This window comes from Salinicola salarius, from assembly GCF_002179555.1.
Taxonomy (GTDB): Bacteria; Pseudomonadota; Gammaproteobacteria; order Pseudomonadales; family Halomonadaceae; genus Salinicola; species Salinicola salarius_A.
This window is the reverse complement of record NZ_NHOU01000029.1, coordinates 1-19,491: the sequence shown is the minus strand read 5'-3', so window position 1 is coordinate 19,491 and position 19,491 is coordinate 1. Positions and strand designations below refer to the sequence as shown.

The following is a 19,491-nucleotide window of genomic DNA, read 5'->3' as shown; positions in this document are numbered from 1 at the left end:
TCACGCGATGGAGCGAGCCGCGCCGCTTACCAGGTCTGAGTGGACTTGAACGACTCGAGACCCGACTTGAGACCTTGCTGGATCTCGTCGTCGTATCCGCCGCTCTGGTTGATCTTGTCGAGCAGATCGGCATGCTCGGACTTCATGTAGTCGTGCAGGGCACGTTCGAAGTCCAGCACCTTGTCGACCGCGACGTCGTCCAGAAAGCCTTCGTTGGCGGCGTACAGCGTGACGCCCATCTCGGCCACGGACAACGGCGAGTACTGCTTCTGCTTCATCAGTTCGGTGACACGCTGACCGTGCTCGAGCTGCTTGCGGGTCGCCTCGTCCAGATCGGAAGCGAACTGCGAGAACGCCGCCAGCTCGCGATACTGCGCGAGTGCCAGACGCACGCCGCCGCCGAGCTTCTTGATGATCTTGGTCTGGGCCGAACCACCGACACGCGATACCGAGAGACCGGCGTTGATCGCCGGACGGATACCGGAGTTGAACAGGCCGGTCTCGAGGAAGATCTGGCCGTCGGTGATCGAGATCACGTTGGTCGGTACGAACGCGGAGACGTCGCCGCCCTGGGTCTCGATGATCGGCAGTGCGGTCAGCGAACCGGTCTTGCCTTTCACTTCACCGTTGGTGAACTTCTCGACGTAGTCGGTGTTGACGCGGGCTGCACGCTCGAGCAGACGCGAGTGGAGATAGAAGACGTCACCCGGATAGGCTTCACGGCCCGGCGGACGACGCAGCAGCAGCGAGATCTGACGATAGGCGACGGCCTGCTTGGAGAGGTCGTCGTAGACGATCAGGGCGTCCTGACCGCGATCGCGGAAGTATTCGCCCATGGTGCAACCGGCATACGGCGCCAGATACTGCATGGCTGCCGGATCGGCAGCGCCGGCCGCGACCACGATGGTGTGGTCCATGGCACCATGCTCTTCGAGCTTGCGCACCACGTTGGCGATGGTCGACTGCTTCTGGCCAATGGCGACGTAGATACAGGTGACGCCCTTGCCCTTCTGGTTGATGATCGCGTCGAGCGCTACCGCCGATTTACCAATCTGACGGTCGCCGATGATCAACTCACGCTGACCGCGGCCGATCGGCACCATGGCGTCGATCGATTTGAGGCCGGTCTGGATCGGCTCGTCGACGGACTGACGCGTGATGACGCCCGGCGCGACCTTCTCGATCGCGTCGGTCATCTTGGCGTCGATGTCGCCCTTGCCATCGATCGGGTTGCCCAGCGCATCGACCACGCGGCCGACCAGCTCCGGACCTACCGGCACTTCGAGAATACGACCGGTACACTGCGCGGTCATGCCCTCTTCGAGTTCCAAGTAGTCGCCCAGGACCACGGCACCGACACTGTCGCGCTCAAGGTTGAGCGCCATGCCGAAGATGCCACCGGGGAATTCGATCATTTCGCCCAGCATCGCATCGGCCAGGCCGTGGATGCGAACGATGCCGTCAGCGACGCTGACGACGGTGCCCTGATTACGGGCTTCGGACGCGACATCCAGCTTTTCGATACGCTGTTTGATGATGTCGCTGATCTCGGAAGGATTCAGTTGCTGCATGCCATGTCCCTCGAACTCAGGCGGTGAGCGCTTCGCGCAGACGTTGCAATCGACCGCGTACCGAACCGTCGATGACGGTATCGCCGGTACGCAGGATCACGCCGCCTAGCAGCTCGCGGTCCACCTGAGTGGTAATGGAGATTTCACGATTCAGGCGCTTCTTCAGAGCCTCGGCGAGCACGGACTGCTGCGCGTCATCCAGCTCGAAGGCGGAGACGATGGTGACATCGACCCGCTTTTCCTGCTGGGCGCGCAGCGCCTCGAACTCGGCGTGGATGTCGGGCAACGCAGCCAGACGCCCCTTTTCACCGACGAGGTGCAGGAAGTTGCCTACACTTTCGTCGAGAGGTTCGTCACCGCAGACTTCCAGCAGCAGACGCGTCTTGTCGTCAGCGGTCAGCCGCGGGTTGCCGAGAATGCGTTCACGGACATCGGAATCACCGGCCGCCTGAGCGACCAGTGACAGACTCTGGGACCACGCTTGGAGCGCCTTGTTATCGCGCGCGAACTCGAACGCCGCCTTGGCGTAGGGTCGAGCGACGGTAGACGATTCAGCCATGGTGCGCCTCCTTAGAGCTCGGCAGCGAGCTTGTCGACGAGCTCACGATGCTTGGCTTCGTCGATGGAGGACTCCAGGATGCGCTCTGCACCGGCGACGGCCAGCAGCGATACCTGGGCACGCAGCTCTTCCTTCGCGCGATTGATCTCCTGATCGATTTCGCTGCGAGCGCCTGCAATGATGCGCTCGCCTTCGGCCCGCGCGTTGTCGCGGGCTTCTTCGACGATCTGATTGGCCCGCTTGTTGGCCTGTTCCAGGATCTGCTGCGCCTGTTCCTTGCTTTCCCGCAGAGTCTCGTCGGCCTTTTCCTGAGCCAGTTCGAGATCACGGGTCGCACGGCTGGCTGCATCCAGTCCATCGGCAATCTTCTTCTGTCGCTCCTGCAGTGCCTGCATGACCGGGGGCCATACATACTTCATGCAGAACCAGACGAAGACTGCAAAGGCAATGGCCTGACCAATCAGTGTAAGGTTCAGATTCACGCCAGCACCTCTCGCGTCACGGGTTTGGGGTTAGGGTCACCGGAGGCCTCGTGGGCCACGAACGGTGCCGTTAACCGACAAACGGATTGGCGAAGGTGAAGAACAGGGCGATACCGACACCGATCATGGTCACGGCGTCGAGCAGGCCGGCGACGATGAACATCTTGACCTGCAGTTGCGGGATCATTTCCGGCTGACGCGCGGCGCCTTCCAGGAATTTGCCACCGAGGATGCCGAAGCCGATGGCGGTGCCGAGGGCACCCAGGCCGATCAACAGAGAAACGGCAATTGCGGTCATGCCCAGAACTTGTGCTTCCATGGTTCTCTCCAGTTTCAGTCGAGTCTTGCTCAGTCGAGTTTTACTAAGGGTCAGGGGTTAACGGGAAACGCTACTCAATGCTGCTCTTCCGTCGCCATGCTCAGATAGACGATGGTAAGCATCATGAAGATGAAGGCCTGCAGCGTGATGATCAGGATGTGGAAGACCGCCCACGGGAAGTGCAGCGGAAGCTGCCACAGTCCGACCATGGCTATCAGGATGAAGATCAGTTCACCGGCGTAGAGGTTACCGAACAGTCGCAGCGCCAGTGAAACCGGTTTGGCCAACAAGGTAACGATTTCAAGCAGGAAGTTGACCGGAATCAACAAGATCTGGGCAAGTTTGTTGGGCGTGTTGAACGGGTGCAGCGTCAATTCTGCGACGAAACCGGACAGCCCTTTGGAACGAATGGAATAGAAAATGATCAGCGCGAAGACCGAAAGCGACATGCCGAGCGTGGCATTGACGTCGGTCGTGGGTACGACCTTGAAATAGACGTGCGCCGGGTCGGCACCGAACCAGGCACCCACCTTCTGGGCCAGCATCGGCAGGAAGTCCACCGGCACCAGGTCCATGATATTCATCAGGAAGATCCAGCAGAAGATCGTCAGCGACAGCGGCGCGATCAGCCGGCTCTTGCCGTGGAACGTCTCTCGTACGGAACCATCGACGAATTCGACCATCATCTCGACGAAATTCTGCAGCCCGGTCGGCACGCCCGTGGAAGCGCGCTTGGCGACCAGGCGGAACAGGTAGAGAAACAGTACCCCGAGTCCGATCGACCACAGCATGGTATCGACATGAATGGCCCAGAACCCCATTGCCTTGGCGTCGGCAGCGGAATGAGCCATGGACCAGCCGTTTTCCGGATGCAGACCAAACGTCATGTTCTGCAAATGGTGCTGGATGTACTCCGTACTCGTCATGTTGTTGCCAGCCATGGTTCAGCCTCGAGATTGAATGTGTGACGGTCGGCGCAGGAGCCAGGGCCCCAACCAATGCGCCAGCAGCGTCACCACATAAGCGCCAAAGAAGAAAGCGGGGTTTGAGGGGGGCACTGCCACGAACACCAGCGTGAACAGTGCCGCCGTCAAACCGAACTTGCCGGCCTCGGCGTGGTAGAAACTCTTGACGATGTATCTTGCCTGCGCTGCGCCCTGATAGCGAAAGGCACGCCAGGCAAAAAAGGCGTTGGGGATGGCAGCAACGAGGCCACCGCTCAAGGCGGAAACCGCCGTTCCGCGATCCCAGCCCCCCCAGGCAATGAGAGCCAGCCCCATCACCACGCCGCACTGTAACAGGATCAACGCCGCGATTCGCGGTCTTGGAAGCTTGGCCGGTGCCGCTGGTTGCATGGCGTCGGTCTCGCCTTGAATCCTGGAATGGTCTTGTTTCTATGTTCGATGTCTGCGTTCGGCGTCAGCCTGGCAAATCTCGGCGGATTATAGAGAAGCGGTCATGTCGCTTCAACCGAACCTGCACCGATCTGAAGCGTCTTCTGGAGAAAACGATCGCGAAAAGTGCGTAAATTCCGTTAACGCGCTAAATGTTTTAGCCTCTAAAGCGTGCCGATTCGCCGCTCTTCAGCGGATGTGACCGAGTATGCCATCCAGTTCGTCGAGGCTGGTGTAACGAATAGTGACTCGCCCCTTTCCGGAACTGTTGTGATGAATCTTGACCGGCGCCCCCAGCAGGTCGGCCAGGCGATTTTCGAGCCGCCCGACATCCGCCGGTGACCGCTTGTCTTCGGCCTTTTTCTGGCCGCTGGCGATCTGCTTCACTAGGGCTTCGGTCTGACGCACGGTGAGTTCGCGCGCCACGACTTCATGCGCCGCGTGCCGCTGCTTGGCGGCCGGCAGGCTGAGCAGGGCGCGGGCGTGTCCCATGTCCAGATCGCCACGCTCAAGCAGCGTCAGCACCTGCGGTTCCAGCGCCAGCAGGCGCAGCAGGTTGGCGACCTGGGCACGTGAACGCCCTACCGCATCGGCAACCTGCTGCTGAGTCAGTTCGAACTCGTCGAGCAGACGCTTGAGCGCCATCGACTCCTCGACCGGGTTGAGGTTCTCGCGCTGAATGTTCTCGATCAGCGCCAGCGCCAGCGCGACCTCGTCGCTGACTTCGCGAATGACTGCCGGAATGGTATCGAGCTCGGCCAGTTGAGAAGCCCGCCAGCGACGTTCGCCGGCGATGATCTCGTAGCGCTCTGCGCCAATTTGTCGCACCACGATCGGCTGCATGACGCCCTGGGCACGAATCGAATCTGCCAGCTCTTCCAGGGCTTCGGGCTGGATGTCGCGTCGCGGCTGATACTTGCCTCGGGTCAACTGGCGCAGCGGTAACCGCTCGAGTCTTTCTTCGGCAACCTGGGATTCCGGCGGCACCTGCGCGGGTGACGGCGCATCCGAACCAGCCTCCTGCGACAAACTGCCGCGGCGACGGGCACTGGACCCGATCAGGGCATCGAGACCGCGACCCAAGGGGCGTTTGCGCGTCGTCATGGGGTATTCCTCGCAGCAGTCATCGTTATTACAGCGCCAGCCGGCGAATCAGTTCCTTGGCCAGAACGCGGTGCGCCTGGCTGCCACGCGAGAGCCGCGCATATTTGGTGACCGGCACGCCGTGACTGGGCGCTTCCGCCACGCGAACGTTGCGCGGGATGGTGGTCTTGAGCAGGGAATCGCCGAAATACTGGCCGAGCTGCTTGCTGACGTCTCGTGTCAGGCTGTTGCGGGGGTCGTACATGGTTCGCACGATGCCGAAGATCTCGAGCGCGGGGTTCACGCTCTCCTGGATCTGTTCGACGGTATCGAGCAGCGCCGAAAGGCCTTCTAACGCGTAGAATTCGCACTGCACCGGAATCAGCACGCCGTGGGCGGCGGTAAGGGCGTTGACCGTCAGCATGTTGAGCGACGGCGGGCAGTCGATCATCACCACGTCGTAATCTTCGGCGACGCTTTCGACGGCCGTTTGCAGCACCCGCTCGCGGCCATCGCGGTCGAGCAGATCGACCTCGGCAGCGGTCAGGTCGCCGTTGCCCGGCAGCAGTGCGTAACCGGCCACGGCGCAGTCGACGATCACCTCGGCGGCGCTCTTGTCGCCGAGCAGCACGTCGAGCACGCTGCCGTCGAGATCGTGCTTGTCGACCCCGCTGCCCATGGTGGCGTGGCCCTGGGGATCGAGATCGATCAGCAATACGCGACGATCGAGTGCCGCCAGGCAAGCCGCCAGATTGACCGCGGTCGTGGTCTTGCCGACACCGCCCTTCTGATTGGTCAATGCGATGATTCTGGTCACTGGCGACTCCCTTCGTCGAAACTGATCCTGTAGATCGCGAGCGATCCGCTAACGCTAAATCGGCATTGGCGTCGACGCCGCTGTCTTCATGCCCGGCTCATGACGGGTCTATCGTCGATGGCCTGGGTCATCGACCCGCCCGAGACGGAGCAGTTGCCGTTCGGCGTCATCGACCCCGGGCACCGACAGGGCGAGGCGCTCGTGCACCGCGACATGGGCCGGCACGGATTCGAGTTCATGGGTCTCGAGGCCCCCTTTCATCGCCAGCCATTCACCGCCTTCGGCCAGCAAGGGCTCGGTGAGCCCGATGAAATCGCCCAGCGAGGCGAAAGCGCGCGAGATGACCTGATCGAACGTGGCGTCGAAGGATTCGACCCGAACCTGCTCGCAGCGCACGTTATCGAGCCCGAGTTCCATCACCGCCTGGCGCTGGAAGCGCACTTTCTTGCCGTTGCTGTCCAGCAGCGTGACTTGAAGTCCGGGATCCAGGATGGCCAATACCAGTCCCGGGAACCCGGGCCCGGAACCCACGTCCAGCAAGGTGGGGCCGCTCACGGCAAAGGCCACGCTGGCGCTGTCCAGCAGATGGCGGCTGACCATCGCCTCGGGCGAGCGCACTGCGGTGAGGTTATAGGCGCGATTCCACTTGTGCAACAACGCGAGCAGCGTTAGCAACCGCTCGCGCTGTCGGTGGTCGATCTCAACATTCAGTGCCGCCAGACCCTCGTCCAGCAGTCGTTCACACGCTGGCGTCATGCGCTCAATGCCCGGCTGTCGTCGATCAGTCGACGCTTCTTGAGATGGATCAGCAGAATCGAGACGGCGGCCGGGGTCACGCCGGAAATGCGACCGGCGTGGCCCAGCGTCTGCGGCCGCGCCTGCTCGAGTTTCTGGCGAATCTCGTTGGAGAGACCCTCGACCTTGGCGTAGTCCAGCGATTCCGGCAGCGGTGTCGCTTCGTGACGCCGCATCCGATCGATCTCGTCCTGCTGGCGCGCGATATAGCCTTCGTATTTGGCCTCGATCTGCACCTGCTCAGCGACGGGCTCCTCGCTGACGGCCTCGCCCTTGAGCGAGGCCACGTCGGCGTAGGTGAGCTCGGGCCGCTTGAGCAGATCCATCAGGCTGTATTCACGCGCCAACGGTTGCCCGAGTTTCTCTGCCACGCGCTCGGCCGCCGGCGTTTTCGGCTGGACCCAGGTCGAACGCAGCCGGGCGCTCTCCTGCTCGATCCGGTCACGCTTGGTGGCGAACGCCGACCAGCGATGATCGTCGACCAGGCCCAGCTCCCGTCCGACCGGCGTCAGCCGCAGGTCGGCATTGTCTTCGCGCAGCAGCAGCCGGTATTCGGCGCGCGACGTGAACATCCGATAGGGCTCTTGCGTGCCCATGGTGATCAGATCGTCGACCAGCACGCCGAGATAGGCCTCGTCGCGCCGCGGCCACCAGGCGGATTCCCCCTGGGCACGGCGAGCGGCGTTGATGCCCGCCAGCAGCCCCTGGGCGCCGGCTTCCTCGTAACCCGTCGTACCGTTGATCTGACCGGCGAAGAACAGGTTGTGGATAAATTTGGTTTCCAGCGAGTGCTTGAGATCACGCGGATCGAAGAAATCGTACTCGATGGCGTAGCCGGGCCGGGTGATATGCGCGTTTTCGAGTCCGGTGATCGAGCGCACGACCTGCAGTTGCACGTCGAACGGCAGAGACGTGGAGATCCCGTTCGGATAGAGCTCGTGGGTATCCAGACCTTCGGGTTCGATGAACACCTGGTGGCTGGACTTGTCGGCGAAGCGGTGGACCTTGTCCTCGATCGACGGGCAGTAGCGCGGCCCCACGCCTTCGATCACGCCGGAATACATCGGCGAACGGTCGAGATTGGCGAAGATGATCTCGTGGGTTCGCTCGTTGGTATGCGCGATATGACAATCGACCTGGCGCGGATGCTGTTCGCGGCTGCCCAGATACGACATTACCGGCAACGGCGTGTCGCCGGGCTGTGATTCGAGCCTGGAGAAATCGACGCTCTTGGCATCGATCCGCGGTGGTGTCCCGGTTTTCAGCCGATCGACCCGGAACGGCAGCGCGCGCAGACGTTCCGCCAACGCGTTGGCCGGCGGATCGCCGGCGCGACCGCCGGCATGATGATCCAGCCCGATGTGAATCACGCCGCCCAGGAAGGTACCGGTACACAGCACCACGGTATCCGCCATGAAGCGGATGCCGGTCTGGGTCCGGACACCGACGACGGTGTCGTTTTCCACAATCAGATCGTCGACACCCTGCTGGAACAGCGTGAGATTCGGCTGGTTCTCCAGGATGCCGCGAATGGCGGCCTTGTAGCGCACGCGATCGGCCTGGGCTCGGGTGGCGCGAACCGCCGGCCCCTTGCGGGAATTGAGCACGCGAAACTGGATGCCGGCCAGGTCGGTTGCCTGTGCCATGGCACCACCCAGGGCATCGATCTCCTTGACCAGATGGCTCTTGCCGATCCCGCCGATGGCGGGATTGCAGGACATCTGACCCAGCGTCTCGATGTTGTGCGTCAGCAGCAGGGTGCGGGCACCGCCACGTGCCGCTGCCAGAGCGGCTTCGGTACCGGCATGGCCACCGCCGATCACGATGACCTGAAAACGGTCGGGATACTCCACGGTTTACCTCACGAGGTGCTGAAAACGAGTAGCTCGAACAGGCACCCGACAGTGAATGAATCTCGAAAAGCCGCCCAGTATAAACCTCCTGTGGGTAACCGTCAGGGGTTTTCCACACCCGATTGTCTTCAGCCCACCAGCCAGCAGAGTCATTACTAAATAAAGAGAAATATATAAAGAAGTTCTGTTGTGGTAGTAACTAATGGTGTGGATGTTTTCAGTGGATAAGTCGAATTACCCTATGGGTGATAACCACTTGCATTGTTATTCGATTGTTTGAAAAGCACTGGGGAGGCTGCTGACAACGGCGTTGTTTCCTGTGGACAGAAGATCGCTTTGTACACATCGCCATCCGCACACGGGTTGTCCACCGGCGCATACGCCAACTGTTACCGCGGTGGTCAACAAACCACGGATTCTCCACCAGCGCCGGATGAATCAGGGTTACAGCCAGATAGGCAAAAAAACTATCCACAGGCGGAAAAACGCGCCTGGGATAACCATGAATGACGAAATCGGCCTTGGTCGACCCGATCTTTCGACCCTGAGGCGAACCGATGGCTCGGCGTTTATCGCTCGAGCCAGGAGACGAAGCGGTAAGACGCGGCGAAGAGGACAGGCGGAATGGCGATGGAAATGAAGAAGCGCGGTGCAGGAAGGGCTGAGCGTGCTGGAGACGGGTAGAGCGTACCTCGAGGAAGGCGGACACCGGAAATGCCTCCGGTGCCCGCGGTTTTCGGAACGCTCGGCCCGCGTTCGGGCTAGTGCTTGAGCACCCGTGAAAGGAACGCTTGCGTGCGTTCGTGGCGGGGATGATCGAAGAGCTGCTCCGGCGGGCCCTGCTCGACGATCTGGCCGCCGTGGACGAAGACCACACGATCGGCGACCTCGCGAGCGAAGCCCATCTCGTGAGTGACGATCATCATGGTCATGCCGTCGTTGGCCAGTTCGCGCATGGCGTCGAGCACCTCGCCGATCATCTCCGGATCCAGCGCGGAGGTGGGCTCGTCGAACAGCATCAGCCGCGGCTCCATTGCCAGCGCTCGGGCGAGCGCCACGCGTTGCTGCTGCCCGCCGGAGAGCTGGGTCGGATACTTGTCGGCCTGATCGGCAATGCCGACCCGTTCGAGCAGCTTGTCGGCGATGGCGTTGGCCTGGTCGCGCGTGACGCCGCGGACCTTGCGTGGCGCCAGCGTGACATTGTCGCGGATCGACAGATGCGGGAACAGGTTGAACTGCTGGAACACCATGCCGACTTCGGTGCGTACTGCCTGCAGGGACTTGCCGCTGGCGCCGTTGGGCATCAGGGTCTTGCCGTCGACTTCGATACGCCCGGACTGGAACGGTTCGAGCCCGTTGACGCAGCGAATCAGGGTCGATTTTCCCGAGCCGCTGGCGCCGATGATCACCACGACTTCGCCATGGGCCACGCTGAGATCGATCTCCTGCATCACGTGCAGGTTGCCGAAGTGCTTGTCGACCCTGTCGAGCCGAACGATCGGCGACGCATCCGCCGTCCGGTCGGCGTCTTGACTGGTTACGCTATCGTTCATCCCACCAACCCCTTGCGTTCGAGCAGACTCAGAGCCAACGACAGGCTCAGGGTGATCGCCAGGTAGAGCAGGGCGATCATGAAATAGACCTCCAGCGCGGTGAAGGTATTGGCGATATAGACCTGTCCCTGGCGAACCAGCTCACCGACACCGATGACCGAGAACAGCGAGGTGTCCTTGATGCTGACGATGCCCTGATTGCCCAGTGCCGGAATCATGCGGCGCAGCGCCTGAGGCCAGATCACGTAGCGAAAGGTCTGGGGCGGTGACAGCCCCAGCGACAGCCCGGCTTCACGCTGGCCTCGCTCGATCGATTGCACGCCGCCGCGCACGATCTCCGAGATGTAGGCACCGGCGTTGAGCGCGATGGCGGCGATGCCCGCCGTCAGCGCATTGATGGGGCCGCCGAGCAGCGTAGGCAGGCCATAGAAGATGAACAGCACCTGGACCAGCACCGGCGTACCGCGGAACACTTCGACATAGACCACGGCGGGCCAGCGGAGCCAGCGCGTGGGGCCGATTCGCATCAACCCGAAGAGGATCCCGATAAGAAAGCCGATAGCCAGACCGGCGAAGGAAATGAGCAGGGTGTAGGGGAGACCCTTGAGTAGAAACGGCAGAGAAGCGATTGCCGCCTGCCAGTCGAACTGAAAATTGAACTCCACGGAGCGTCTCCATCGGCAACGAGAGAAGACCCCACCGCCGGGCGGCGAGGTCTTTCAGGACCGTTTCTCTTTTTTTTTGGGATGGGTAGAAAGCGAGTCCTGGCAACGATCGGGGGCCGACGCCCAAGGCGACGGCCCCCGGTCAGGGTTGGTCGATCATTTGGCGTCCGGTGCCGCGCCGAACCACTTCTCGTGGATCTCGTCGTAAGTGCCGTCTTCATGCATGGCTTTCAGCGCCTTGTTGGCGGGCTCGACCCACTGGCTGCCCTTGGCGAAAGCGATGCCGTACTGCTGGCCTTCGTAGAGCGGGCCGGCGGTCTTGACCTTGCCCTTGCCCTTGGTCTGGGCGAAATAGCCGACATTGGGCGCGTCATAGAAGACGGCATCGGCGCTGCCGCCCATCAGGGCCATGTACATGTCGGAACTGCCCGGATAGGGCGTGATCTCGGCATCGTCGCCGAGGTTTTTCTGCAGGTAGTCGTAGCTGGTGGAGCCGATCTTGGTAGCAACTCGCTTGCCTTCCAGGTCGTCCAGCGAGTCGATGTCGCTGCCGTCGGATACCAGGATTCGCAGGCCGGAATCGTAGTACGGGTCGCTGAAGTCGACGATCTCCTGGCGCTCGTCGGTAATGGTGATGCCGGCGATCGCCAGATCGACGTTGCCGGTCTGCACGGCGGGAATGATGCCGTTGAAGTCCATGGTGTTGAGATCGACCTGGAAGCCGGCGCGGTCGGCGATCTCGTGGAGGATATCCATATCGAAGCCGACCATCTCGCCGCTGTCCTGATCCATCATCTCGAACGGCACGAAGCTGGGGTCGGTGACGGCCTTGAGGGTGGTGTCCTGTGCCGAGGCCAGACTGGAGGCACCCAGGGCGAGGGCGAAGGCGGGAATGGCGAGCCATTGGCTCGGAGTCATGTTGTTTTTCATAGGTTCCTCTAGTCATTGTTCGATTTGGACAATCGACCACTACCTTGAGGAAAGTTGTTACTCAACGTCAAGTCGACCTAGGTAACCTCGGCGCAGATATTCGCACTCGACCAAGCGGGAAAACACCGGCTTCCGGTGCAGATCCGGTGCTTCCTCTTGGTCTGCTAGACCGAGAACGAGGCACCGCAGCCGCAGGTGGACTGGGCGTTGGGGTTCTTGATGATGAAGCGGGCGCCGGCCAGGCCTTCCTCGAAATCCACCGTCGAGCCGACCAGGTACTGGTAGGAAAGGGCATCCACCACCAGGCTGACACCATCGTTGTCGATCACGGTGTCGTCCTCGGCGGTCTGGTCGCCGAGATCGAAGCCGTATTGAAACCCCGAGCAGCCGCCGCCGGTCACGTAGACCCGCAGTTTCAGGGCTGGGTTGTTCTCTTCGGCGATCAGCGCCTTGACCCGCTTGGCAGCGGCATCGGTGAAGAACATCGGGGTTGGAGCGAAAGACTCCACTGTGCTCATCGTCACGCTCCCGTGCGTGCCGGTCATGGGCCGAGACCGGCTTATCGAAAATGACGTGGGGCGGAATTCGCCCGATTGACGTCCATTATCGTTAATACCGAGTAAAAGGGTCAACTATAGTGGCGTCGATGTCCTCCTCCGCCCGAGGCCGATAGGTGTATGATGTCATTCCCGTTAACCGCTCGCACGGCGTGGCTGTCGGCCTGGACAGGTATCGCGCACGAAAGACGAGCGATCCGGATCGGGCAAGGAGATGAGTTTGTCACGCGTGCCGCGGTTCGTCCCACGCCTCAACCTCGAACGTTTTCGACGCCAGCTGGCGAGCGTCGATGCCATGCCGCAACTCTGCCTGCTGGGCATTCTCGCCGGTATTCTCACCGGCACCGTCATGGTCGTGTTCCGCCTGCTGCTGGAATTCGGCGCGCTATTTTTCATTCCCGGCGACAACCCGGAAGCCTTCGAAACCCTGCCGCCGGCATTTCGCGCGGGTCTGCCGCTGATTGCCGTCACCCTGATCGGAATATGGCTGTGGCCGCAGCCCAATCGCGCGCTGAAGATGGGGATCGGGCACGTCATCGAGCGACTCGCCTACCATCAGGGCAAGATGCCGCTGCGCAACTGGATCAATCAGTGGTGGGTCGGCGTCATTTCGGTCATCGGCGGGCTGTCGGCCGGCCGTGAAGGTCCGGCGATCCATCTCGGTTCCGCGGCTTCGAGCTGGATCGGCTCGCGGCTGCGCCTGCCTCACAACAGTCTGCGCGTGCTGGTGGCGTGCGGCACGGCGGCAGGGATTTCCGCCTCGTTCAACACGCCGATCGCCGGCGTTATCTTCGCCATGGAAGTGGTGATGATGGAGTACACCATCGCCGGTTTCATGCCGGTGATCCTCGCTGCCACCATGGGCGCGCTGGTCTCCTGGACGGTCTACGGGGCCGAGCCGGCGTTCAGCGTACCGGCGTTGCAGCTCAATTCGCTGCTGGATCTGCCCTGGATCGTACTGACGGCGCTGGTCGTGGGCGTACTGGCAGGCGGCTTCGTGCGTCTGGCGCAGGGGCACGCGTCGATTGCCCGAATCCCGTTTGCCCTGCGTCTGGCCATCGTCGGTCTGCTGACCGGCGCCGTGGCGTGGTGGTATCCCCAGGTTCAGGGGATCGGCTACGACAGCCTGGAACAGATGCTCAACGGGCCGATGGCGCTGGATGTGCTGCTGGTGCTGGCGGTGATCAAGCTGGCATTGACGGGCATCTGCCTGGCGGGCGGCGTGCCGGTGGGCGTGATCGGGCCGATGCTGGTGTCCGGCGCTGCCGTGGGCGCGGTAATGGGGATGATCGGCGGTACCCTGTTGCCGAGCGTGGTCACGACGCCGACGCTTTATGCCGTTCTCGGCATGGCGGCGATGATGGCGGCGGCGCTGCAGGCCCCGCTGGCCGCCTTGCTGGCACTGCTGGAGCTGACCCGCAATTCGGCGATCATGCTGCCCGGCATGCTGGCGGTGGTGGTGGCGGTGCTCACGGCGCGCCAGCTCTGCCGCTGCCAGGGATTCTTCCTGTCCAGTCTCAACCAGCAGGGGCTTCACCCGCTGCAGCAGCCGTTGATGCAGGCGCTGTCGCGGGTCGCCGTGCCGGCCGTAATGGAGCGTAACCTGGTGCGCACGCCTCGGATCATCGATCACGACCGGGCCAAGGCGCTGCTCGATTCCAAGCCGACCTGGCTGGTGATCATGCAGGAGGACAGGGACAAGCCACCCCTGGCGATGAAGGCCGCCCATCTGGCGCGGGTGCTGCACGATGAGGCATGGCTCGCGGAGCATGAGCAGATCGATCTCGAGGAAGTGCCCGGTCAGCGTCTCGATCTGGCGCCGGTGCATCTGGAAGCGACGCTGTCCGAGGCCTACGACACGCTCAACGAATCCGGCGTCGATGCACTCTATGTCGAGCACACCACGGCGCCGATGATCCGCAAGATTTCCGGTATCATCACTCGCGAGGCGATCGAGAACTATTATCGACGTAAACGCTGACGTAGCGGGACGGAGGTCCCGAGGAGGGCATCATGATTCGCTACGACGATAAACCTGTGGTGATGATTCTGGCGGGCCACGATCCCAGCGGCGGCGCAGGGTTGGTCGCGGATGCAGAAGCCGTGAGAGGCTGCGGTGGCTGGCCGGTGACCGTGCCCACGGCGATGACCGTACAGTCGACCCGTGACGTGATCAGCGTCGAGCCCTGCAGCGGCGATTTCATTCGTCGTGCAGCGCGCGCCCTGTTCGACGACTTTCGTATTGCGGCCATCAAGGTGGGGCTGATTCCCAATCTCGAGGTGCTGGAAGCGGTAATCGATGTCGCCAGGATGAGCCCCGGCACGCCGCTGATCGTCGATCCCGTCATTCGCAGCGGCGGCGGTTCCGAGTTATCCACACCCGATCTGCTCGAACCGATTCGTCACCGGCTACTACCCCTTGTGGATATCTTGACACCCAACCGGCGGGAGCTGACGCTGCTCTCCGCCATCGCCGCTGCCGACGAAGTGGCGCGGGTGGTGGAGGTGATGTCGCTGGGCTGCGCCGCCGTGCTCGTGACCGGCACCGACTCGCTGGACGGGGAATCGACGGCGGGCAACGTGGTGCATACCTTGCACACCCCAGAGCTCAACCGTCAATGGCAGTGGCCCCGTCTGCCGGCCGACTATCACGGGTCGGGATGTACGCTGGCCTCGGCACTGGCGACCCGGCTGGCCGCCGGCGAGGGGCTGGCCGCGGCCTGTGCCCAGGCCCAGCGGTTCACCTGGGATACACTGGACAATGGCCTGGCGCTGGGCCAGGGCCAGTATCTGCCGGACCGGGTCTGGCGCGCACCCGACTTCGATGCCACGCTGGAATGATGATGCCGACACGCTCGAATCCATCGGCCCTGAACGGGCTCTACGCGATCACCGACAGCCATCTGCTGCCGGATGATCGAACCCTGCTCGCTGGCTGCGAAGCGGCACTGGAAGCCGGTATCGTGCTGTTGCAGTATCGCGACAAGTCCGCCGACACCCATCGCCGCCAGCGCCAGGGCGATGCGCTGGCGGCACTCTGCGAACACCATGCGGTGCCGCTGATCATCAACGACGACCTCGAGTTGGCGTTGCGATTACAGCAGCGCTGGGGAGACGTCGTCGGCCTGCACGTCGGTCAGGAGGACGTCTCGCTGGCGGCTGCCAGGCAGCGGTTGGGTGAGTGCGCCATCATCGGTGCGACTTGCCACGATTCGCCGGCGCTGGCGAGTACGGCAGCCGATGCCGGCGCCAGCTATCTGGCCTTCGGGCGGTTCTTCGCTTCCCGGACCAAGCCGGAAGCGGCGCCAGCGCCGCTGTCGATACTCGACGAGGTCGCGCCTCTGGGGTTGCCACGAGTGGCGATCGGCGGTATCGATGCGGGTACTGCGAGTCGGGCCCGTGCGGCGGGCGCCGAGATGCTGGCGGTGGTCCATGCTATTTTCGGTGCGCCGGATATCGCCCGCGCGGTGCGTGAACTCAATGCCACTATCGCCGACGCGTCCTTACCGAATTCCGTCATCGATGGAAAGCCTGACATCGATCGATGTCGGTAGAACTTTGCTAGAGAGAACACCATGACGACATCCGCCGAACTGTTCGAACGCGCCTGCCGGCATATCCCCGGCGGCGTCAATTCCCCGGTCCGTGCCTTCAAGGGCATGTCGCAGCCGCCGGTCTTCGTCGAGCGCGCCCAGGGCGCCTATCTGTTCGACGTCGAGGGCAAGCGTTACATCGATTACGTGGGCTCCTGGGGGCCGATGATCACGGGCCATGCCGATCCGGATGTGTTGAATGCGGTTCGCGAACGCCTGGACAACGGCCTTTCCTTCGGGACGCCGACGGCGATCGAGACCACCATGGCCGATCTGATCTGCGAGATCATTCCCTCCATCGACATGGTGCGAATGGTCAACTCCGGCACCGAAGCGACGATGTCGGCGATCCGCTTGGCGCGGGGCTACACCGGGCGCGACAAGATCGTCAAGTTCGAGGGCAACTATCACGGCCATTCGGATTCGCTGCTGGTGAAGGCGGGATCCGGTGCGCTGACCCACGGCGAGCCCAGCTCTCCGGGCGTGCCGGCATCGCTGGCAGAGCATACGATCACGCTGGCCTACAACGATATCGAAGCCGTGCACGAGTGCTTCGAGGCCATGGGCGAGCAGATCGCCGGGATCATCGTCGAGCCGGTGGCCGGCAACATGAACTGCATCCCGCCGCAGCCCGGCTTCCTGGAGGCGCTGCGCGAGGTGTGCAACAACCACGGCAGCGTGCTGATCTTCGACGAGGTCATGACCGGGTTCCGCGTGGCGCTGGGCGGCGCTCAGGCCCATTACGGCATCACTCCGGATCTGACCTGTCTGGGCAAGATCGTCGGCGGCGGCATGCCGGTCGGTGCCTTCGGCGGCAAGCGCGACATCATGGAGCAGATCTCCCCGCTGGGGCCGGTGTATCAGGCCGGCACGCTGTCGGGCAACCCGCTGGCGATGGCCGCCGGTATCACCCTGCTCGGCAAGGTGCGTCAGCCCGGCTTCCACGAGGCGCTTTCCACGCGCGTGGAAACCTTGTGTGAAGGTCTCGAGGCGCGTGCCCGCGATGCCGGTATCGATCTGATCACGCAGCGCGCCGGGGGCATGTTCGGGTTATTCTTCACGGCGCAACAGCGGGTCGACAACTTCGGCCAGACCATGGCTTGCGATGCGCAGGCCTTTCGCGACTTCTTCGCGCACATGCTGGAATCCGGCGTTTATCTGGCTCCTTCCGCGTTCGAGGCCGGATTCATGTCGAGCGCGCACACGCACGACGATATTCAGACGACCTTATTGGCCAGCGAGCGGGCGTTCGCCGCCATGCGTCAGCCATGAGACACGAACGCGACTGACAGGGAGACGACGCATGAGCCGAACGCTGATACAGGCGCTCAAGGAGAGTGATTGTTTCGATCATCCGATCGGCGCCGTCGAAGTGTTCGAAACCCCCATCTCCTGGGTGGTATCGACGGGCGATTACGCCTACAAGATCAAGAAATCGCTGGATTACGGCAGTTTTCTCGATTTCTCGACCTTGGAGAAGCGGCGTCGCCTCTGCGAGCAGGAAGTCACGCTGAATCGTCGCGTGGCGCCTGCGCTCTATATCGGCTGCGTCGCGATCTCAGGTTCCGAGACGTCGCCGCGGGTCAACGACGACAGCGCGCCGATCGAGTACGCGGTCAAGATGCGCCAGTTCAGCAGCCGCCATCTGCTGAGTTCGCTGCAGGCCAGCGGTGAACTCTCGGCGGAACTGATCGACGATCTGATCGATCAGCTAGTGGCGCTGCACGAGTCGGCGCCCAGCGTGTCCGGCGATAACCCGCTGGGCTCGCCTTCGAGCATTCGCGACATGCTGGTCAACGAGTTCGAGACGATCGAGCCGCTGCTGGAATCGCCGCAGGATCAGGAGCAGCTGGCCAGGGTCAGGACACTGACGCTGGAGAGTTTTTCGCGGCTCGAACCCATTCTCGAGTCACGCTGGGAAGGCGGCTTCATTCGCGAAAGCCACGGTGATATTCACCTGGGCAATGCGGTCCGCTTCGAGGGCAAGGCGATCCTGTTCAATGGCATCGAGTTCAACGATCGCCTGCGCTGGTGCGACGTCGCCTGCGAACTGGCCTTCCTGATCATGGACCTGGAAGCCCGCGGCGAGAACGAGTTCGCGCACTATGCGCTCAATCGATATCTCGAGCTGTCCGGGGATTATCAGGCGGTCCGCCTGCTCAACTTCTACAAGCGCTATCGGGCGCTGTTGCGCGCACGGATCGAACTGGTCAGGGATCACGACGCCGGCATGATCGACGACCTGCCCGGAGGCGAGCCCATCGAGGTCTTCCGCCGTTATCTGTCCATGGCTCAGGAGTACAGCGAGTTCCGCTTCCCTTACCTGATCCTGGCGGTCGGTGTCTCCGGCAGTGGCAAGAGCCGGTTCACCGAGGAGATCGTGAGGCGTCTGGGCGGGGTACGGATCCGGTCCGATGTCGAGCGCAAGCGTCTGTTCGACTTCACGGCGGCACCCGACGATGCCGACGCCGTCTACAGCGAGCAGGCCACCGACCAGACCTATCGGCGTCTCGCCGAATTGACGGGCACGGTACTCGAAGCCGGTTTGCCGGCGTGTATCGATGCCACCTGCCTGTTGCTGGAACAGCGCAAGCGGCTTCGGTTCGAGGCCGAGAAGCGCGGGCTTCCCGTCTTGATCGTCAGTTTTGAAGCGGATCGGGCGACACTGCGGGCTCGCATCGTCAAGCGTGCCAGACGTAGCGGAGAACCTTCGGAAAGCAGCCTTGCGATTCTTGAACAGCAACTGGAACGCTTCGAGCCGTTTGCCAGCGACGAGACGACCCATCTCGTGCATCTCGACACGACGGCGCCGGATGCCAATCTGACGCTGGCTTCGTTGATCCAGGAACGCATGCGGCTGAACTGAAAAATCCACAGGGAAGCCGGTAGGGTTTCCCTGTGGATTGAAATTAGGTTCTTGCTATTGCTATTGCTATTGCTACTTGCGTTCAGCGGCGTCCGTTGGCGTAACGTGAAGCCATGACCGGAATCGTGCCCAGATTCTGTCGCGCCCAGTTGGTGGCCTGGATGCGGTTGTGAACGTTGATCTTGCGGAACAAGTTGTAGAGATGCGACTTGACCGTGTGTTCGCTCACGAACAGTTTTTCTGCGATTTCCGTATTGCTGGCACCCGATACCAGCAGGGTAACGATCTCCAGCTCACGTCGCGTCAGGCCACATACCGGTCGATAGGTATTGACCTGCTGGCGACGGTAAAAGTCTATCAACATCGCGGAGAGCGGCCGAGAAATCCACAGCTCGCCTTCCATTAGTTTGACAATACCTTTACACCCGGCTTATTCATGAGGTCGGTCTGAAAA

Annotated in this window: 19 protein-coding genes and 1 pseudogene; 5 read left to right on the top strand and 15 right to left on the bottom strand. The window is 62.3% G+C overall.

The features are described from left to right. Window positions 1–26 precede the first annotated feature (26 nt). The 14 genes from atpA to erpA all read right to left on the bottom strand — a co-directional run bounded on the left by atpA (window position 27) and on the right by erpA (window position 12,539). The gene (gene atpA, locus CCD76_RS16000) at window positions 27–1,571 is read right to left on the bottom strand and encodes a F0F1 ATP synthase subunit alpha (protein ID WP_087720436.1); all 1,545 of its coding nucleotides are present in this window, start codon (window positions 1,569–1,571) and stop codon (window positions 27–29) included. Window positions 1,572–1,587: 16 nt separating this feature from the next. Further along, window positions 1,588–2,130: a F0F1 ATP synthase subunit delta gene (locus CCD76_RS15995; RefSeq protein WP_087720435.1), complete on the bottom strand. Its 543-nt coding sequence runs from the start codon at window positions 2,128–2,130 to the stop codon at window positions 1,588–1,590. Between the two features lie 11 nt (window positions 2,131–2,141). After that, complete coding sequence (locus CCD76_RS15990; protein ID WP_087720434.1) at window positions 2,142–2,612, bottom strand: F0F1 ATP synthase subunit B; 471 nt, start codon at window positions 2,610–2,612, stop codon at window positions 2,142–2,144. Window positions 2,613–2,682: 70 nt separating this feature from the next. Continuing rightward, entirely contained in the window at window positions 2,683–2,931 is a 249-nt protein-coding gene (atpE, locus tag CCD76_RS15985; RefSeq protein ID WP_011508579.1) for a F0F1 ATP synthase subunit C, read from the bottom strand. Window positions 2,932–3,005: 74 nt separating this feature from the next. Next, window positions 3,006–3,872 (bottom strand): F0F1 ATP synthase subunit A, encoded by an 867-nt coding sequence (gene atpB, locus CCD76_RS15980; protein ID WP_087720433.1) that lies wholly within the window; start codon window positions 3,870–3,872, stop codon window positions 3,006–3,008. Window positions 3,873–3,875: 3 nt separating this feature from the next. Beyond that, window positions 3,876–4,286, bottom strand: a complete 411-nt coding sequence (locus CCD76_RS15975) for a F0F1 ATP synthase subunit I (protein WP_087720432.1) — start codon at window positions 4,284–4,286, stop codon at window positions 3,876–3,878. 228 nt (window positions 4,287–4,514) lie between these two features. Continuing rightward, window positions 4,515–5,429: a ParB/RepB/Spo0J family partition protein gene (locus tag CCD76_RS15970; RefSeq protein ID WP_087720431.1), complete on the bottom strand. Its 915-nt coding sequence runs from the start codon at window positions 5,427–5,429 to the stop codon at window positions 4,515–4,517. 28 nt (window positions 5,430–5,457) lie between these two features. Then, complete coding sequence (locus CCD76_RS15965; protein ID WP_087720430.1) at window positions 5,458–6,225, bottom strand: ParA family protein; 768 nt, start codon at window positions 6,223–6,225, stop codon at window positions 5,458–5,460. 108 nt (window positions 6,226–6,333) lie between these two features. Beyond that, on the bottom strand, window positions 6,334–6,981 hold the full coding sequence (gene rsmG / locus CCD76_RS15960; RefSeq protein WP_087720429.1) for a 16S rRNA (guanine(527)-N(7))-methyltransferase RsmG: 648 nt from the start codon (window positions 6,979–6,981) through the stop codon (window positions 6,334–6,336). Then, the gene (gene mnmG / locus CCD76_RS15955) at window positions 6,978–8,873 is read right to left on the bottom strand and encodes a tRNA uridine-5-carboxymethylaminomethyl(34) synthesis enzyme MnmG (RefSeq protein ID WP_087720428.1); all 1,896 of its coding nucleotides are present in this window, start codon (window positions 8,871–8,873) and stop codon (window positions 6,978–6,980) included. The genes rsmG and mnmG overlap by 4 nt, the downstream gene beginning before the upstream one ends. 761 nt (window positions 8,874–9,634) lie before the next feature. After that, entirely contained in the window at window positions 9,635–10,426 is a 792-nt protein-coding gene (locus tag CCD76_RS15950) for an amino acid ABC transporter ATP-binding protein (RefSeq protein ID WP_087720427.1), read from the bottom strand. Further along, entirely contained in the window at window positions 10,423–11,091 is a 669-nt protein-coding gene (locus CCD76_RS15945) for an amino acid ABC transporter permease (RefSeq protein WP_071232466.1), read from the bottom strand. The genes CCD76_RS15950 and CCD76_RS15945 overlap by 4 nt, the downstream gene beginning before the upstream one ends. Window positions 11,092–11,247: 156 nt before the next feature. Next, window positions 11,248–12,009, bottom strand: a complete 762-nt coding sequence (locus tag CCD76_RS15940) for a transporter substrate-binding domain-containing protein (RefSeq protein ID WP_256961338.1) — start codon at window positions 12,007–12,009, stop codon at window positions 11,248–11,250. A 176-nt stretch (window positions 12,010–12,185) separates the two neighbouring features. Then, window positions 12,186–12,539: an iron-sulfur cluster insertion protein ErpA gene (gene erpA / locus CCD76_RS15935; RefSeq protein WP_087720425.1), complete on the bottom strand. Its 354-nt coding sequence runs from the start codon at window positions 12,537–12,539 to the stop codon at window positions 12,186–12,188. 268 nt (window positions 12,540–12,807) lie between these two features. Between erpA and CCD76_RS15930 the strand changes: the two genes are divergently transcribed. Genes CCD76_RS15930 through CCD76_RS15910 form a run of 5 tightly spaced genes read left to right on the top strand, consistent with a single transcriptional unit; the run spans window position 12,808 to window position 19,037 of the window. Then, window positions 12,808–14,559, top strand: a complete 1,752-nt coding sequence (locus tag CCD76_RS15930) for a chloride channel protein (RefSeq protein WP_256961339.1) — start codon at window positions 12,808–12,810, stop codon at window positions 14,557–14,559. Window positions 14,560–14,591: 32 nt separating this feature from the next. Next, on the top strand, window positions 14,592–15,419 hold the full coding sequence (thiD, locus tag CCD76_RS15925; protein WP_087720423.1) for a bifunctional hydroxymethylpyrimidine kinase/phosphomethylpyrimidine kinase: 828 nt from the start codon (window positions 14,592–14,594) through the stop codon (window positions 15,417–15,419). Between the two features lie 2 nt (window positions 15,420–15,421). Then, complete coding sequence (gene thiE, locus CCD76_RS15920) at window positions 15,422–16,132, top strand: thiamine phosphate synthase (protein ID WP_087720422.1); 711 nt, start codon at window positions 15,422–15,424, stop codon at window positions 16,130–16,132. A gap of 21 nt (window positions 16,133–16,153) precedes the next feature. Next, a complete protein-coding gene (gene hemL / locus CCD76_RS15915) occupies window positions 16,154–17,443 on the top strand; it encodes a glutamate-1-semialdehyde 2,1-aminomutase (protein WP_087720421.1) in 1,290 nt (429 codons plus the stop codon). Between the two features lie 31 nt (window positions 17,444–17,474). Further along, window positions 17,475–19,037 (top strand): bifunctional aminoglycoside phosphotransferase/ATP-binding protein, encoded by a 1,563-nt coding sequence (locus CCD76_RS15910; protein ID WP_087720420.1) that lies wholly within the window; start codon window positions 17,475–17,477, stop codon window positions 19,035–19,037. 82 nt (window positions 19,038–19,119) lie between these two features. Here the strand turns inward: CCD76_RS15910 and CCD76_RS15905 are convergent. Then, a pseudogene (locus CCD76_RS15905) lies at window positions 19,120–19,461 on the bottom strand (response regulator transcription factor); the annotation flags it as partial. Window positions 19,462–19,491 lie beyond the last annotated feature (30 nt).

What these genes read in the sequence shown, in the direction of transcription:
- atpA (WP_087720436.1), bottom strand. Translation starts at nt 1,571, where the DNA reads ATGCAGCAACTGAATCCTTCCGAGATCAGCGACATCATCAAACAGCGT.
- CCD76_RS15995 (WP_087720435.1), bottom strand. Translation starts at nt 2,130, where the DNA reads ATGGCTGAATCGTCTACCGTCGCTCGACCCTACGCCAAGGCGGCGTTC.
- atpE (WP_011508579.1), bottom strand. Translation starts at nt 2,931, where the DNA reads ATGGAAGCACAAGTTCTGGGCATGACCGCAATTGCCGTTTCTCTGTTG.
- atpB (WP_087720433.1), bottom strand. Translation starts at nt 3,872, where the DNA reads ATGGCTGGCAACAACATGACGAGTACGGAGTACATCCAGCACCATTTG.
- CCD76_RS15975 (WP_087720432.1), bottom strand. Translation starts at nt 4,286, where the DNA reads ATGCAACCAGCGGCACCGGCCAAGCTTCCAAGACCGCGAATCGCGGCG.
- CCD76_RS15970 (WP_087720431.1), bottom strand. Translation starts at nt 5,429, where the DNA reads ATGACGACGCGCAAACGCCCCTTGGGTCGCGGTCTCGATGCCCTGATC.
- rsmG (WP_087720429.1), bottom strand. Translation starts at nt 6,981, where the DNA reads ATGACGCCAGCGTGTGAACGACTGCTGGACGAGGGTCTGGCGGCACTG.
- CCD76_RS15950 (WP_087720427.1), bottom strand. Translation starts at nt 10,426, where the DNA reads ATGAACGATAGCGTAACCAGTCAAGACGCCGACCGGACGGCGGATGCG.
- CCD76_RS15940 (WP_256961338.1), bottom strand. Translation starts at nt 12,009, where the DNA reads ATGACTCCGAGCCAATGGCTCGCCATTCCCGCCTTCGCCCTCGCCCTG.
- erpA (WP_087720425.1), bottom strand. Translation starts at nt 12,539, where the DNA reads ATGAGCACAGTGGAGTCTTTCGCTCCAACCCCGATGTTCTTCACCGAT.
- thiD (WP_087720423.1), top strand. Translation starts at nt 14,592, where the DNA reads ATGATTCGCTACGACGATAAACCTGTGGTGATGATTCTGGCGGGCCAC.
- thiE (WP_087720422.1), top strand. Translation starts at nt 15,422, where the DNA reads ATGCCGACACGCTCGAATCCATCGGCCCTGAACGGGCTCTACGCGATC.
- hemL (WP_087720421.1), top strand. Translation starts at nt 16,154, where the DNA reads ATGACGACATCCGCCGAACTGTTCGAACGCGCCTGCCGGCATATCCCC.
- CCD76_RS15910 (WP_087720420.1), top strand. Translation starts at nt 17,475, where the DNA reads ATGAGCCGAACGCTGATACAGGCGCTCAAGGAGAGTGATTGTTTCGAT.